12 protein-coding genes and 1 pseudogene are annotated in these 16,992 nt (G+C 38.4%); all 13 read left to right on the plus strand.

Features of this window, described 5'->3' with window-relative positions; translation table 11 throughout:
- Positions 1 to 16 precede the first annotated feature (16 nt).
- The 13 genes and pseudogenes from JBW_RS04990 (at position 17) to JBW_RS05045 (ending at position 16,969) form a co-directional block, all read left to right on the plus strand.
- Positions 17 to 1,630, plus strand: a complete 1,614-nt coding sequence (locus JBW_RS04990) for a mannitol dehydrogenase family protein (RefSeq protein ID WP_007955659.1) — start codon at positions 17 to 19, stop codon at positions 1,628 to 1,630.
- 380 nt (positions 1,631 to 2,010) lie between these two features.
- Positions 2,011 to 3,801 (plus strand): MFS transporter, encoded by a 1,791-nt coding sequence (locus JBW_RS04995; protein ID WP_007955660.1) that lies wholly within the window; start codon positions 2,011 to 2,013, stop codon positions 3,799 to 3,801.
- A gap of 2 nt (positions 3,802 to 3,803) precedes the next feature.
- Entirely contained in the window at positions 3,804 to 5,204 is a 1,401-nt protein-coding gene (gene uxaC, locus JBW_RS05000) for a glucuronate isomerase (RefSeq protein WP_007955661.1), read from the plus strand.
- 179 nt (positions 5,205 to 5,383) lie between these two features.
- A complete protein-coding gene (locus JBW_RS05005) occupies positions 5,384 to 7,891 on the plus strand; it encodes a TIM-barrel domain-containing protein (protein ID WP_007955662.1) in 2,508 nt (835 codons plus the stop codon).
- A gap of 159 nt (positions 7,892 to 8,050) precedes the next feature.
- Positions 8,051 to 10,540, plus strand: a complete 2,490-nt coding sequence (locus tag JBW_RS05010) for a TIM-barrel domain-containing protein (protein ID WP_007955663.1) — start codon at positions 8,051 to 8,053, stop codon at positions 10,538 to 10,540.
- A gap of 137 nt (positions 10,541 to 10,677) precedes the next feature.
- Positions 10,678 to 11,625, plus strand: coding sequence for a sugar kinase (locus JBW_RS05015; RefSeq protein ID WP_007955664.1), 948 nt, complete (start codon positions 10,678 to 10,680; stop codon positions 11,623 to 11,625).
- 71 nt (positions 11,626 to 11,696) lie between these two features.
- A pseudogene (locus tag JBW_RS25600) lies at positions 11,697 to 11,795 on the plus strand (bifunctional 2-keto-4-hydroxyglutarate aldolase/2-keto-3-deoxy-6-phosphogluconate aldolase); the annotation flags it as partial.
- Between the two features lie 54 nt (positions 11,796 to 11,849).
- Positions 11,850 to 12,275: an HIT family protein gene (locus JBW_RS05020; protein ID WP_007955665.1), complete on the plus strand. Its 426-nt coding sequence runs from the start codon at positions 11,850 to 11,852 to the stop codon at positions 12,273 to 12,275.
- Between the two features lie 207 nt (positions 12,276 to 12,482).
- A complete protein-coding gene (locus tag JBW_RS05025; protein WP_007955666.1) occupies positions 12,483 to 13,646 on the plus strand; it encodes an aminotransferase class I/II-fold pyridoxal phosphate-dependent enzyme in 1,164 nt (387 codons plus the stop codon).
- 305 nt (positions 13,647 to 13,951) lie between these two features.
- Positions 13,952 to 14,932: a hypothetical protein gene (locus tag JBW_RS05030; protein WP_007955667.1), complete on the plus strand. Its 981-nt coding sequence runs from the start codon at positions 13,952 to 13,954 to the stop codon at positions 14,930 to 14,932.
- Positions 14,933 to 15,360: 428 nt separating this feature from the next.
- A complete protein-coding gene (gene nifH, locus JBW_RS05035) occupies positions 15,361 to 16,188 on the plus strand; it encodes a nitrogenase iron protein (RefSeq protein WP_007931496.1) in 828 nt (275 codons plus the stop codon).
- Between the two features lie 33 nt (positions 16,189 to 16,221).
- Positions 16,222 to 16,548, plus strand: coding sequence for a P-II family nitrogen regulator (locus tag JBW_RS05040; protein WP_007955668.1), 327 nt, complete (start codon positions 16,222 to 16,224; stop codon positions 16,546 to 16,548).
- A 13-nt stretch (positions 16,549 to 16,561) separates the two neighbouring features.
- Positions 16,562 to 16,969 (plus strand): P-II family nitrogen regulator, encoded by a 408-nt coding sequence (locus tag JBW_RS05045; protein WP_007955669.1) that lies wholly within the window; start codon positions 16,562 to 16,564, stop codon positions 16,967 to 16,969.
- Positions 16,970 to 16,992 lie beyond the last annotated feature (23 nt).

The following is a 16,992-nucleotide window of genomic DNA, read 5'->3' on the forward strand; positions in this document are numbered from 1 at the left end:
TGAAAGGAGCTTTTTCATGTTAGTCCTAAACAAAGAAAGTATAAAAGATACCAGCCTATGGGAACAAGCAGGCATAGAAAATCTGAATTTTAATCATGAGAAAATGACCATTTTGACAAAAGAAAGTCCTACATGGGTACACTTCGGTGCTGGTAATATCTTTAGAGGATTTATTGCCATGCTGCAACAATCACTTCTGAATTCAGGAACAGTAGATTCAGGAATTGTTGTAGTGGAAACCTATGATAGTGAAATTATCGATAAAATATATACTCCTTATGATAATTTAGGTTTGTTAGCCATTATGAATACTGATGGTAGTTTAGATAAAAAAATTATCGGCAGCATAGGCGAAAGTCTCATAGGAGATCCTTTGAGAGAACGTGACTGGCAGAGAATACAAACGATTTTTTCGGAGCCTTCACTACAAATGGCAAGCTTCACAATCACGGAGAAAGGCTATAGTTTAAAGAATGCTGCAGGTGACTATTCTGCTGATGTGCAGGAAGATATAGCAAATGGACCGGAAAAACCCAAAAGTGTTATGGCTAAAATCGCATCATTGGCTTATACCCGCTACCAGCACGGGGAATTACCCATTGCTTTTGTCAGTATGGATAATTGTTCTCATAATGGAGATAAACTGTATAACGCCGTGGAAACAATTGCGAGAAAATGGGCTGAGCAGGGTTTAGTAAAAAAGACATTTCTGAGTTATATCAATAATCCAGAAAAGGTATCCTTTCCTTGGAGTATGATTGATAAAATAACCCCTAGGCCAGCTGAAAGTGTTAAACGTACATTGATACAAAGCGGTTTTGCAAGTACAGATATTCTTTGTACAACCAAAAACACATTTATCGCTCCTTTTGTTAATGCAGAAAGGCCACAATACTTAGTAATCGAAGATAAGTTTCCAAATGGCCATATGCCCCTAGAACAGGTAGGCGTAATCTTTACTGACAGGCAGACTGTAGACCGGGTTGAGAAGATGAAGGTGTGTACCTGCTTGAATCCGCTCCATACTTCTCTTGCGGTGTTTGGCTGTTTGCTAGGTTACACCTTGATTGCAGACGAAATGAAAGATCCAAACTTAAAAAAATTAGTGGAAAAAGTAGGCTACGAAGAAGGAATGCCAGTAGTTGTGAATCCTGGAATTGTCGATCCAATAGCTTTTATCAAAGAAGTAATTGAAGTAAGGTTTCCTAATCCCTATATTCCCGACACTCCACAACGGATTGCATCCGATACATCCCAAAAAGTTGGGATACGATTTGGCGAGACAATTAAGGCGTATTGTCAAAGAGACGATCTGAATCCAACAAATCTTAACTATATTCCTCTTGTTATTGCTGGTTGGTGCAGATATTTGATGGGCTTAGATGATCAGGGTAATGAAATGGGTTTAAGTTCAGATCCATTGTTAGCTACGTTAAAAGAATATATTTCAGGAATCAAACTAGGAGATGTGAAATCGGTAGGGGCTTCTTTACAGCCAATACTTTCAAATGAAGAAATGTTTGGCGTAAATCTATATCAGGTTGGTTTAGGTGAAAAAATTGAGGGTTATTTAAAAGAAATGGTTGTTGGAACAGGTGCTGTAAGAGCTACCTTGCAGAAATATTTATAAATTTATTCCTATAATAGTTATAAGACGTTTTCCTTATAGAGACTTATGTTATGACTAAGCCGCTCTAAGACTCCCAATTTGACAACGTAGGCGAGCAAAGAGCGGCAAAGTCCTAGAACAGTGTACCTAAAATCCAGATAAAACTAAAAGGAGGTCTTCTCTAACGGCCTTATTTACTGGTGGTTGAAGAAGTTACATATGAAGAAAAAAACGAAATATTTACATTTATCAAAACAAACCTGCTCTAAATAATGCTTTCCTCGCGATTATGGGGGCGTTTCTCAAAAGTCAAGTCCCAATTTTAATTTCAGTAAGAACTGGAGGAATATAATATCTCGGGTTTCTGAGAGAGTACCAAATATATTGGGGAGGAATTTTAAATGACTATAGGTAATAGAAAGATTACTATTCCTATTGGTATAGGCTATGGACTTACGGACCTTATGGGCGGTGGTGCATTTTCGATTATTGCAGCTTGGCTGCTTTTCTTTTATACAACCTATGCAGGGCTTACTCCGGTAGAAGCAGCTTCTATTGTCGCGATTGCCCGTATTGTAGATGCTATTGTCAGTCTCTTTATTGGTAGTGTTACGGATAATTTTTTTAAAAATAGTCTAGGGAAACGTTTTGGGCGCCGCCGTTTTTTCTTATTGATAGGAGCACCGCTTATGGCAGTGTATGCTATGCTTTGGGTTACAGGCATGAGTTATTGGTATTATTTGGGATGCTACCTTGCATTTGAAATTATCGCAGCAATAGTGCTTATTCCATGGGAAACTCTGCCGTCAGAGATGACAACGGATTTCAATGAACGTACCATATTGTCTACATCCCGTATGTTTATCTCAGCTACAGGTGTATTTTTATCAACTTTTGTACCGGCGTTGCTTATTCGCTTTTTTGGGGAAAGCAATGCTTATGCGTATACACTGAATGGTACAATTTTTGCGGTGCTTTTTGCAATTTGTATTTTTATCAGCTACAAAGTTACTTGGGAACGTGAACTTACAGATACGATGAAGGCAGAATTATTACAGGCGGATCGCCCTAAGAGCTTCGGTGAAAGATGGCAGGATCTTGTGGTTATTATGCATGATTATGGTTCGACGCTGAAGGTTAGAGCATTTCGTCAGCATTTACTAATTTATATTTGTTCATTTACAGGCAAAGATGTTTATAATACCGTATTTGTTTTCTTTGCCGTCTATTGTCTTAATATTCCATCGGCGAATGCCGCGGATGTTCTTTCTTTGAGTATTATCGGCATTCCCACTACAATCGCCGCAGGCTTGCTTTTAGTAAAAATCGGACCAAGCAATCTATATAAGATTTCGTATACGACAATGCTTGTTACTTTGGCTGGTTTCTTTGCAGTATACCTCTATAATCCGTCTTCAAAACTAGTTATTTTGTATGCACTTAGCTTCTTTTACCAAATCGGGCGCCAGATTCTTGAGTTTACGCCATGGAATGTGTTTCCGTTCATTCCGGATGTGGATGAACTTATTTGCCAGAAACGGCGTGAAGGTTTATTTGCAGCAGTTATGACATTTTCGCGAAAAACTACAGTGGGGATAGCTACCCTTGTTGTTGGCCTTGTTTTGCAGGAAGGTGGCTTTGTCAAGGGCCAGCTTCAACAGAGTCCAGAGGCCATTTACACGATTTCTTATACTTTGCTCATCGGAACAGGCGGTCTATTGATTATTGCGCTCATTTTAGCCTGCAGCTTCAAACTCGATAAGAAGACACATGCCATTCTTATCCATGAAGTCAATCGGCTGAAAGCTGGCGAAGCGAAAGCAGACGTTACAGCGGAAGCGCGTGCTGTTTGCGAAAATCTTACTGGTTATAAGTATGAAGAACTTTGGCCGCATCAGACAGCAGCTAGAGATCCATGGGCAGATGAACTTGTACTTGCCAAAGAAATTATTGCCAATGTTGGCGGTTCCTATAATATTGACTATTATACGTATTGTGTGACGCGTCTGCGCATTAAACTTACGGATCATGAGGCAGCGAATAGGGAAGTGCTGACAAACCTTGATGGCGTTAAAGGTATTACCATTGTCGGACAGGAATTGCAGATCGTACTTGGCCAAAAAGTCAATGCGGCTTATGAGGCGCTACAGAAGATTCTTGGCAACAAAAAACAATGGAAAAGAAGGCTATAACGATGAAAAAGTTTTTGGACGAAGATTTTCTTTTGGAAAATGAAACAGCAAAATATCTTTATCATGAACACGCAGCAAAGATGCCAATTATTGACTATCACTGCCATATTGATCCAAAAGAGATTGCTGAAAATCACAAATTTCAAAATATTACGGAGGCTTGGCTTGGTGCGGATCACTATAAATGGAGGATGATCCGTTCTAATGGAGTAGAAGAAAAGTATATTATGGGTGATGCTTTGCCTCGTGAGAAGTTTCAGAAATTTGCAGAGGCGCTTGATAAGGCAATAGGAAACCCGCTTTATCACTGGACCCATTTAGAATTGCAGCGGTATTTTGACTGCCAAACGCCTTTGGATGGAGAATCTGCTGAGGGTATTTGGCAATTATGCAATGAAAAGCTGCAACAACCGGAACAGTCTGTACTGGGACTGATTAAAGAGTCGAATGTAGAAGTGATTTGCACAACTGATGATCCGGTTGATGATCTCAGGTGGCATAAAAAAATCAAAGAAGATAATCGGTGTACGGCTAATGTATTACCAACTATGCGCCCGGATGGTGTCTTAAATATCGAAAAGAGCGAATTTGCTGCCTATTTATGCCGCTTAGGGGAAGGGGTGGGAACTGAAATTCAAAGTATAGATGATATCCGTCAAGTACTTGCTCAGCGTATTGCTTTTTTTGCCGAAGTTGGATGTCGCATATCGGATCATGGTCTTGATTATATGTTTTATCGTGAAGCATCTGAGCAGGATGTCAATGCTATTTTGCAGAAGGCTTTGCGGGGAGATACGCTTACGGTTGAGGAAGTTGAGGCATATAAGACGTATTTGTTAGTTTTCCTTGCGGGGGAATATTATAAATACGATTGGGGAATGCAGATCCATTATTCTTGCCAGCGTAATCCAAATACGCGGGCTCTTGAAATACTTGGCTCTAATACAGGTTTTGACTGTATTGCTACTGGTAATGGAGGATATGCGCTTACCCGCTTTTTAGATGCACTCAGTCGGCAGGGAAAATTACCTAAGACAATCATTTATTCTTTAAATCCAAATGAGAATGCGCTTATTGGTTCTATTATCGGATCTTTCCAAGGACCAGAAATTGCCGGGAAGGTTCAACTAGGCGCTGCCTGGTGGTTTAATGATACCAAAACCGGAATGATAGATCAGTTGACTGCCTTTGCCAATTTCTCTGTATTGGGCAACTTTATCGGTATGCTTACAGATTCAAGGTCATTTCTTTCTTATACACGGCATGAATATTTCCGCAGGATTCTTTGCAATTTGATTGGAACGTGGGCAGAAAATGGCGAATATCCGAATGACCGTAAAAAGCTTGGAAAGATGGTCGAAAATATCTCCTATTATAATGCATTAAGATATTTTGGGTTTTAAAATAAAAAACTTTTGATATAGGGGGATGATCGTTGATGCTTATAATTAGTGAAATAATTAGGCATCTGAAAGAAAATAAGTAGTCAAAGATTCTGAGGATATTTTGTGCTAGGCGAATAACCATAACCCGCGCATAGTGAGCTATGTAAGGGGCTTATATCAGAGGAGGGTATTATAAATTGATTAGTGCAAATAAATTTGAAAATCTGAAAAAGATAGAAAATGGTTATTTGATAGAAACAGACGGCCCATTTATAAAGCTTATCTTTTTAACTGAAGATATTATCAGAGTGAGGGCATCATTTGATAAGAAATTTATTGAAGAATCGTATGTACTAACCTTAACTGCATGGAAAGATCGGTTAGATAGCTTTTTAGGCAAGGACAGAAAACGTATAACAGCGTTCGATGCTGCTTATACCGAAGATAGAAAGAAGCTGGTATTCAAGACAAGCAGTGTGATACTAGAAGTACACAAAGAACCGTTTGGTTTTAAACTATATGACAATAATAAAAATTTACTGTACTCTGATTTGTTAGGCAGATCTTTTGTGGAAGATCAATTGGGCAGAAAGTACCATTACAATGCTATTGATTTAGAAAAAGATCATTTTTATGGATTTGGTGAGAAGACGGGAAAATTGGATAAAAAGGGTCGGAGAATGGTGATGAGTCCTAAAGATGCCATTGGACATGACCCGGAAAATGGAGATCCATTGTATAAACATATTCCTTTCTATATTCGCATCAATGAAACCAACAAAAAGGCAGCGGGGCTTTTCTACCACAATTCATATGATTCTGTATTTGACATGGGCTGCGAAATTAGTGGCTACTGGCCAAGATACAGTTACTATATGACAGATGGCGGCGATATTGATTTATTTTTAATTAATGGATCGAATGTTAAGGACATAATAGCAAGATATACGGATTTAACAGGTAAGCAGGCCTTTCCGCCCAAACAGACATTGGGCTATACAGCTTCTACAATGTATTATGCTGAGTTGAAAAAAAACTGTGATCAGGAAATTTACCATGTTATCGACAAACATATCAAAGAAGACATACCTATTGATAATTTTTGGTTAGCCTCAGGATATTCAACAGGTGAATTTGACAATTTGCGTTATACATTTAATTGGAACACGAAAAAATTTCCTAACCCAGATGAATTTTTCCGTGTTATGAATGACAAAGGTATTAATGTTATACCAAACTTGAAGCCAGGGGTTCTCAAAAATCATCCTTATGCTAAATATTATGAAGAACACGCGGCTTTCATTAAAGATGCAAAAAACCAAGTAGACTGCATAGGCAATTGGTGGGGGGGCCTAGGGCGATTTATTGATTTTACTAAGCCGAGCGGCAGAAATGCCTGGAAAAAGTTGCTGAAGGAAAATATCTTGCAAAAGGGAACTTATACCGTATGGAATGATAATTGCGAATATGACGGGATTACTGACAAAGATGCGGTTTGCGACTTTGATGGCGGATCAGGAACTATGGCGCATTTGAAGATTCTGCAAAGTAATTTAATGGCGCATGTTGGCAGGGAAGCAATTGGCGAAGTTTATTCAGAACAACGACCTTATATTATTAGCCGAGCTGGTTTTGCCGGCATCCAAAGATATGCACAAACTTGGGCAGGAGATAATTTGACAGATTGGCGCACACCTAAGTTTAATATCAATACCATAATGGGTATGGGACTGTCTGGTGTAGCCAACAATGGTTGTGATATTGGCGGTTTCGCTGGGAGAGCACCTGAGGCCGAATTGTTATTACGATGGATTCAAAACGGTATTTTTCAGCCTAGATTTGTCATGAATTCAGCAAATAATGATAATACAGTAACTGAGCCATGGATGTATGCTGAAAACACTGATTTGGTAAGAGCGGCATATAAATTAAGATATAGATTATTGCCATATATGTACTCTTTGATGTATGAAGCTTGTGGTGAAGGGACGCCCATAATTCGGCCGTTATTTTTAGAATTCCCAGAAGATGAACGGTGTCTGACTGACGAGAATTTTACATTCATGTTTGGGTCAAGCATATTAGTGGCTAATGTTTTTGATAAAGGCGCTGTGACCAGGAAATTATATTTGCCGACAGGTTCATCATGGTATTATTGGGAAACCATGGAGAAATTTGATGGTGGTCAAGAAATTGAAATACCAGTAGCTTTAGCGTCTATCCCCATGTTTTTGCGAGATACTGCAATTGTCCCAATGACGGATGATATATTCAATATTACTCAAGACCAGGTTAAGAATTTAGAATTGCTTGTTTCTAGTGATAAAGACGGCAATTTCACACTTTATGAAGACGATGGAAAATCTAATGAATATTTAAATGGCGTATATTTAAAAACCAGGATTGATGTAAAAAATACGGCAAAAAGTGAGATTACTTTTACTAAAGAGGGCAGCTTTGTTTCAAGTATTGAAAACATGTTCTTAAAAGTGATTAATAAGCAAAAAGGTGCTTATTGGGTGACTGTTGGTGGCAAACAGATAAAACAATATTTGCATTTAGATAAGCTGGAAGAAGCAGAAGAAGGTTGGTACTATAATCCTTCCCAAAGTGCTGTATATGCAAAGTATAAAAATATTCCGGGAAATTATACGGTAGTGGTAAGTTTTGAAAAGTTTGATTTAATTGGCATGGAAGACGAATAATACACTTCCTAACCGGGTTCCTGGGGCGCATCCCTAGAGGCTACTAAATTTATAAGCAATGCGCTGCCATACCAATTTGGTGGTTCTTTTGCTCTCTACAACCCAGCTTGGGAATCTCAGTTATGGGAAAATGATTAAAACAGTATGGAGGCCTTTTAAATGCAAGTAAGCGAAAAAATTGTGAGTGTTGAGAGTCATAATGATTATTTGAGCATAGATATAGGGACGGCAAAATATCGGTTGTTTTTGTTAAATGATAATATTGTAAGGATTCGCTGCACTTTTGCAAGTGAATTTAAACCGGAAGCTTCGTATGCCCTTGTTATGACAGCATGGCAAGATCATATGGATGATTTGCTGCGAGGGGAGCGAAAAAGTGTAGCGGCTATTAACACCACTTATGAAGATAGGAATACGTATATTTTATTAACTACTAAAAAGTTAGAGATCAAAGTTTATAAAGATCCTTTTGTAATTGAGATTTTAGACAAAGATGGAAATATATTGCATTCGGATTTGAAAGAAAGAGCCTGTGTACAGGATGATTTAGGCCGCCTTTATCATTATTCCTGCATGGATGATGGTGATTATTTTTACGGGTTTGGAGAAAAAGCGGGGTATTTAAATAAGAAAAACCGCAGAATGAGAATGCATAACGTAGATACGATTGGCTATGACTCTGAATTGACTGACCCGCTATATAAGCATATTCCATTTTATATCAAGCTAAACAGCCGAAATAATATCGCAAGCGGTTTATTTTATCATAATTCTTATGACTCTGTTTTTGATATGGGCTGTGAGAGAAGCGGGTATTATAATAAATTTAGTTATTTTTGTGCCGATGGGGGAGAATTAGATATATTCTTTATTTATGGTCCAAAAATAAAAGATGTCATAAAACATTATACTGATTTGACAGGGAAAACGGTATTCCCGACAAAATATTCCCTTGGGTATATGGGTTCTACTATGTACTATACGGAATTGGATAATGATGCGGACAAGGCTATTTTGCAATTTTTAGATAAATGTAAAGAAGAAGAAATTCCTTGTGATGGATTCTTTTTATCATCCGGCTACACTACGGGGCAGGATGGAAAAAGATATGTATTTAACTGGAACTATGACCGTTTTAAGAATCCTAAAGAGTTTGTGAAAAAAATGAAAGAAAAAGGTGCTGATTTAGCACCAAATGTCAAACCGGGCATGTTAACAACTCATCCTTTATATAGTGAGTTTGATGCAGCTGAGGCTTATATAAAAGATGAGTATGACGAGAAGTCACAAACTGACAGGTATTGGGGAGGTCAAGCTTCTTTTGTAGATTTTACAAATCCTAAAGGCCGTGAGTTGTGGAAAAAGCATTTAAAAGAAGAAATTGTTTCTCTTGGAGTAACCTCAATTTGGAATGATAACAATGAATATGAAATTAATAATTCCGCTTCAGTCTGTCATTATGAGGGACTAAAGCAAGGAGTTAATGCTTTGCGTCCCATTATGCCAAATCTTATGGCTTTTATGGCCCAAAAAACTGTTTTAGAGGTTTATCCTAATAGCAGGCCATACGTTGTAAGCAGGGCTGGTTTTGCTGGTATTCAACGTTACGCTCAAACTTGGGCGGGAGATAATAATACAAGTTGGAAAAGTCTAAAATTCAATGTACCAGTTATACTTGGAATGGGGTTGTCCGGAGTAGCGAACCAAGGCTGTGATATTGGAGGATTCTTTGGACCTGCCCCAGATCCGGAGCTATTTGTTAGATGGATTCAAAATGGAATATTTCAACCGAGATTTTCAATACATTCTTGTAATACGGATAATACGGTTACTGAACCATGGATGTTTCTTTCATATACAAAATATGTAAGAGAAGCTATACAACTTAGGTATCGGTTAGTTCCATACTTATATTCATTACTTGCAGAAGCAGCAACTGAGGGTTCTCCGATAATGAGGCCGTTAGTTTATGAATTTCAAGAAGATCACAATGTGTTAGAAGAAAGTTTTGATTTTATGATTGGAAGCTCATTATTGGTTGCTAATGTTCTGGAAGAAGGGGTGAAAACAAAGAAAGTTTACTTGCCGGCCGGAGCAACCTGGTTTAATTGGCATACCAAAGAGCGTTATGAGGGCGGACAGACGATTGAGATAGAAGTATCTTTGGATTCTATACCGATGTTCATTAAAAGCGGTGCTATTATACCAATGAGTGAAAAACTAATGAATATTCATACGGATGTAGTAGAAACACTTCACCTTCTCCTGGAACCTTCACAAAAATCTGAGTTTATTTTATATGATGATGATGGAATTACCAATGATTATAAAAATGGTGAGTATTTAAAAACAGTAATTAAAATAAAGAAAAATAAGGGAACAGAAATCACTTTTACTCATGAAGGAAGTTATTTGACACCCATTAAAGCAATGATTGTAGAATTAATTTGTCAGGATATTGCGCCAATCCAAGTTCGATTGCAAGATAAAAAACTTCCAATGTTTCTTGATAAAAGAAAATGGGAAGAAAACAGAGCGGGCTGGTATTATGATATGGAGCAAAAAACAGCAAATATCAAATATGACTATCTTTGTGAAGACTATACAATACATGTAGATTTTGATGTTAAAGATCTAATTTCAGTGTGAGTTATTGACACTATCTTTATGCTAGATTGTAGAAATGCTTCAAAAATATACATTTATTATATAACGATAAAAAGAGGCATCTGCTTTATCAGGAAAGGATATTGCGCAATTATTTGAAATGAGGTGCGGAAAAGAGAATGCCAGCAGTAATAACAATAGGTGAGAGCATGGCTCTAATGATTGCAGAGCAAAGTGGACCGTTAGAATTTGTAACAAGCTTTACACGTAAAGTTGCGGGAGCAGAATCGAATGTAGCTATCGGTTTGTCTCGGTTAAGTCATCAGACTGGATGGATTAGTTCCATTGGTGACGACCCTTTTGGTACATATATACGGAATACCATTCGTGGCGAAGGCGTAGACACATCACTTGTTACGGTGTCTTCAAGTTACAGGACAGGTATGATGTTAAAAGAGCAAAGCGACATAGGAGATCCTAAAATCTATTATTATCGGGAAAACTCAGCTGCTAGCCATATGAATCCATCAGTCTTGATTGATAGTTATTTTGATAATGCAAAAATACTCCATATTACAGGTATCTTTCCCATGCTGAGTCCAGAATGCCAGGAAACAGTATTTGCTGCAATTGTTCTTGCCAAGAAGAATGGTTTACTTGTATCCTTTGACCCTAACATACGCAAACAGCTTTGGAAGGGTGAGGAATCAAGGCGCATGTTATTAGAAATTGCGCAGCAAGCCGATATTATACTGCCTGGAATTCAGGAAGCGGAGCTATTAGTGGACAGCTTGGATTGGAAGGATATTTCAGCAGCTTTTCATTCCAAAGGAATTCGCTTTATCATTATGAAAGACGGCGCAGCGGGAGCCTATTACTCAATGAAAATGACAGATGATGGGATCATTAGTGGGTATGAAAAGGGTTTCCAAGTCAAACGCGTTGTAGATTCTGTTGGTGCTGGGGATGGTTTTGCAGTCGGTGTACTTTCCGGGATTCTTGAGGGATTGCCTCTAAATGAATCCGTTCGCCGCGGAAATGCAATTGGCTCCCTTGCAGTTATGGTAAAAGGGGATTCTGATGGTTATCCCACACGTAAAGAACTTGATGAATATCTTAGTAGGTAATTGTTGGATTCAAATGAAGAATAAAGCCATAAAATAATTTATTGAGGAGAGAAATTTGATATGATACCTAAATTGAAGCTGGTACGGATATCGTAAAAGTATTTCCAGGTGAAGCCTTTGGTCCATCTTTTATTAAAGCAATTAAGGGGCCGCTGCCCCAAGCACCGGTTGGAGATCTTCTGGCATTTGAAACATTAAAAATCAACAGTTAGGGAGAGATTAACATGAGTATTGGAAATGATTGTTTTTATTGTCTAAAAGATCAACGGTTAGATGACTTAATGATCGAAATAAGTAAAATGGAAGTTTCCACTTTGTATCTATTTAAAGAACAAACCTATGAGGGTAGATGTGTACTAGCCTATAAGGGACATCAAAATCATCTAACTGAGCTAGATGATAAAGAGTATGCACTTTATATGAAGGATTTGGCAAGAGCGGCAAAGGCAATTATGAAGGCGTTCAATCCTGATAAACTGAATTACGGTGCTTATTCAGATAAATTATCTCACTTACATTTTCATTTAGTACCTAAGTATCAGGATGGACCCTCATGGGGAGGAACCTTTGAGATGATGCCCGCAAAGAAAGTATTGCTTAGTGAGGCAGAGTATATAAAAATGATCAATCTCATCCAGAAAAACTTATAATTTTAAATAGGAATTTATTATTAGATAAGCAGCCCTAAAAAATAGTAAAGATATAATAGTAAAATAATGCTTTATAAGTTATGATTTCGCTTATAAGGCATTATTTATTTTTAGCTATTTTTTATTCTTTCGTTTTTGCAGGGGTGTAGAGAGTATATGTAGAAATCTGTAGTACAATCAAATTTGTTTGAGGAGATGAAAGATCATATGATCCAGCAAGCTGAGCGCATGAAAGGACTGACATCAGCAATTTTTTCGCAATTAGAAGAACTGCAGAAGAAGGCAGCAGCCTCTGGCGTGGATATCATTCAACTTTCCATTGGAAATCCAGATATGGCTCCGGCACCCCATATTGTAGAAGCCATGAAACAGGCAGTGGAGTGCGGTGATAATTATGGCTATACGTTATCAAAAGGTAAGCCGGAACTTTTGCAGGCGATTGCCGGGTGGTATGATAAAAAATTTGATGTACAATTAGATCCCGATACCGAAGTCCATTCTCTGATTGGTTCTCAGGAAGGATTGGCTCATATTGGACTTTGCCTAGTGAATCCGGGAGATGTAGTGCTTATTCCTGATCCGGGATATCCTATTTTCAGCGCAGGTCCATATATTGCTGGCGCCCAGCTGCATAAGATGTGTTTAACTCCTGAAAATAATTACCTGCCAGATTTGGATGGGATTGACGAAGAGATATTAAAACGTACTAAACTAATGATTTTGAATTATCCTAATAACCCTTTAGCTGCTACGGCAACACGTGAGTTTTATGAAAAAGTGGTAGCATTGGCACATCGGTATCAGTTTGTGGTTTGTAGTGATTTTGCATATAGTGAATTAGTTTTTGATGATTATCGTCCTGAGAGCTTTTTAAGTATTCCAGGGGCGAAAGAAATTGGCATCGAGTTTAATTCCCTGTCTAAAAGCTATAACATGTGCGGCTGTCGTATTGCATATGTTGTTGGTAATTCCCAGGTTATATCGCTGCTGGGCCGTCTAAAATCGAATTTTGACTATGGCATATTTGCGCCCGTGCAGCTTGCTGCTATTGCTGCGTTAACAGGTCCCCAGGATTGTGTAAGAGAAACGGCCGCTGCTTATCAAAGGCGCCGTGATATCATTGTGGATGGTTTTAATAGTATAGGATGGCATGTAGAACGTCCAAAAGCGTCCATGTATATATGGGCTAAGGTGCCAACAAAGCAAAGTTCTTTTGATTTTACTGTTGACCTGCTCAACCATACAGGTGTAGCAGTAGTTCCGGGTAAAGCCTTTGGTGATTGCGGGGAGGGTTTTGTCAGAATTGCCTTAGTACAGCCAGAAGAGAGATTGACGGAAGCGGTGGCAAGAATAAAGAAATGGCTAAGATAAACAGGACGCATAGAGTTTCTCGGGGGTAAAAAATCAAAGTTGTTTTTTCGCTAGGACGGTCAAGGGGATGAGGCTGTTGATATTTGCAGGTTCATGAATTATAGAGAATAAGAGATGAAAATCAGAATATAACAACAATAATAAAACTAACTTAAATGTATTGCAATGTATAAAAACATGATATATAATCTAAACAAGTTAAGTTAATGACGTTTAAGTTGTCTTTGGTTAAGAGTACAACGAAGTGCCGACCGAATGCCTGTGTGCATTCTGGTCGGCTATTACTTTTATAAGGGGGGAGTATAGTGCCGGGTGATAGCACATTTGTTTTGACAGGATTGCAGCTAGTGATAATGGGTGATGTGGAAGCGGATGCACCAGATGGGTCGATTGGGTTTACTAGGAATTCGTATAGAAAGGAAAGCAAAGAAGTTGCTGTTGTTTCTGAGGCTATGCCTCCTGTAACGAGTAACAAATTTACTAGAGAAAAACGTAGTGAGTTACTAATGACTATCTGCTTGAAGTATCCTTTTTGGAATGAATTTCGTATATTGGATTTTTTGAATAAGCATGGTATTTCTATGACAATGGAAGAGTTAAAAGGTCTGCGTAGAGAGTGTGGCATTGATAGTCGGGAAGATGTTTGCCTGGAGTTAATGCGGCTCTATTTTAATAAGGAAATTAAATTAGATAAAAAACAAGTACAGTTTATCGAAAGACTGAATCCAGCCTTTCGTGACCGAGAGTTTTTAGCAGCTAGACCTGGTGATTTACTTGTATATGAATGTATTTTTTTTCGAAAGTTAAATAAAATGTTTTATCTCCACTTCGTATTTGATTTATTTAATGGTTATGCTTTTGGCAAAGTAAGCCGTCGTTGTTCAGGAGAAATAGGGTTGAAACTGCTGCAGGAAAAAATAGTTCCATTTTATCGTAAAAGAGGTTATAAAGTTCGTGCTATTTTGCATTCGATCAAATCCACTCGGGAACATTGGGAGGCAGAAGAATCGAGTATCCGCGGAAGTGTTTTAGCAATGAGCATCGAGTGGTTGGACCCTAAACATGAATTTGGCATTATACAACGTTTTAAGCAGGATTTCTTAGATGATTTTTTCAAAGATGCAGAGACGCTTGATGTATCTCTATTAATGATTCAGCCAGCTTTTGATCGGAGGATGATCAAATACAACTCTGCCTGTCCTTTTCATCAAAGGCGTAATCTATTAGGATATCTGGATGATTTAGAAAGTACGGACAGGAGACCTTTGGAAGTCAACTGTAATTAAGACCGACGAATCCAAAACAATAACAAAAAGCTCCACGAGTATTCGTGGTACTCATGGAGCAAAGTAAAAATCTTTTATCAGTATTCGTGGTACTCATAAAGGGAGTCGAAATTCTAATTCCAGTGGCGCTAGGTCTATTTCGTTTACCCATTTTTCATATATCAATCGGCTTCATTATTAATTTAAGGGGGTGGTTTTATAGATTTTGCAATAAAAATGCTTCATGAGTATTCGTGGTACTCATGAAGCGAGGCAAACTTCCTAATCCCAGTGGCACTAGGTTCATTCGATTTACCCGTTTCACATTATAACACGTTGGTTTTCTTTTTTCAACAAGAGGGTGAAAAAAGGAATGAGCTGGACAATTTAGGCGAGAAAAAGAGTACCAAATCATAAAGCTGAAAAATTTTAAAAGGTGGTTTTTGAAAATGACAAGAAAAATTGCAATATATGGTAAAGGCGGCATTGGTAAATCTACTACTCAACAAAATACTGCAGGAGCAATGGCTCATTTTTATGATCAAAAAGTATTTATCCATGGCTGTGATCCAAAGGCCGATTCCACTCGTCTGATTCTTGGCGGAATGAATCAAAAAACATTAATGGATATGTTGCGAGATGAAGGAGAAGAAAAAATTACCGTTGAGAAGGTTGTAAAAGATGGGTATTTGGGAATTCGCTGCGTGGAGTCAGGCGGTCCGGAACCTGGGGTAGGGTGCGCAGGTCGTGGTGTAATCACAGCGATTGACCTTATGGAAAAGAATGGTGCCTATACATCGGATTTGGATTTCGTGTTCTTTGATGTACTTGGCGATGTTGTATGCGGTGGATTTGCAATGCCGATCCGTGATGGTAAAGCGCAGGAAGTATATATTGTTGCTTCGGGAGAAATGATGGCCATCTATGCAGCCAACAATATTTGCAAAGGTCTTGTAAAATATGCAAAACAAAGCGGTGTTCGTCTTGGCGGAGTCATTTGCAACAGCCGTAAAGTCGATAAGGAAAGAGAATTCTTAGAAGAATTCACGGCTGCAATCGGCACACAAATGATTCACTTTGTACCTCGTGATAATATTGTTCAAAAAGCTGAATTTAACAAAAAAACAGTTGTTGAGTATGATGCGGAATGTAACCAAGCGTTAGAATACGGAGAGCTGGCACGCAAGATTATCGAGAATAAGAATTTTGTGATTCCGAAACCTCTTAGCATGGATGAATTAGAAGCCATGGTTGTTAAATACGGCATTGCTGATTAATTGACAACAAAAAAATAGGAGGAGAGCGCATATATGATTATGGTTAGAGCAATTGTTAGACCAGATAAAAAAGAAGTAGTTCTTGACGAACTTTCCAGCGCTGGGTTTCATGCTGCTACTGTAGTAGATGTTGTAGGTCGCGGGAAACAAAAGGGGATCAAGTTTGGCGATGTTATATATGATGAAATTCCGAAAAGTCTTATTATGTTAGTCATTCATGATGAAGATAAAGAGGATGTACTAGATGTTATTATCCGTCATGCTAAGACCGGTGAAGCGGGAGCTTTTGGCGACGGGAAAATATTTATAAGTTCTACGGACGAAGTATATACCGTTTCCAGCGGCGTTGCTGGGTTATAGGGGAGGCGGTGTTATGAAAGAAATTATAGCCGTAGTAAGGATCAATAAGGTCAGCGCTACCAAAAAGGCATTGGTACAAGTCGGGGCTGCCGGTTTTACAGCTTTGAAGGTCATGGGGCGGGGCAGATTAGTAGAGGATAAAGCTGTAATTGCTGAACGTAGAGCAACCCTATTAGCCTTAGCTCAGAAAGATGATTATAATACGGAAAAGCTGATAACCAAATTCTTAGACGGGACTCGTTTATTCCCCCGCAGGATGTTTACTGTTTTAGCTCATGACGAAGATGTGCCTAAGATTGTCGCGGCCATCATTGAAGCTAATAAAACCGATTACAATGTTGGTGACGGGAAAATCTTTGTATTACCAGTGCTTGACGCAGTAAGGGTGAGAACGAAGGAATCTGGAGATGCGGCAATATAGTGAAATGATTGTTAGATGATTAA

It is taken from the genome of Pelosinus fermentans JBW45, assembly GCF_000271665.2.
GTDB classification, from domain to species: Bacteria; Bacillota; Negativicutes; order DSM-13327; family DSM-13327; genus Pelosinus; species Pelosinus baikalensis.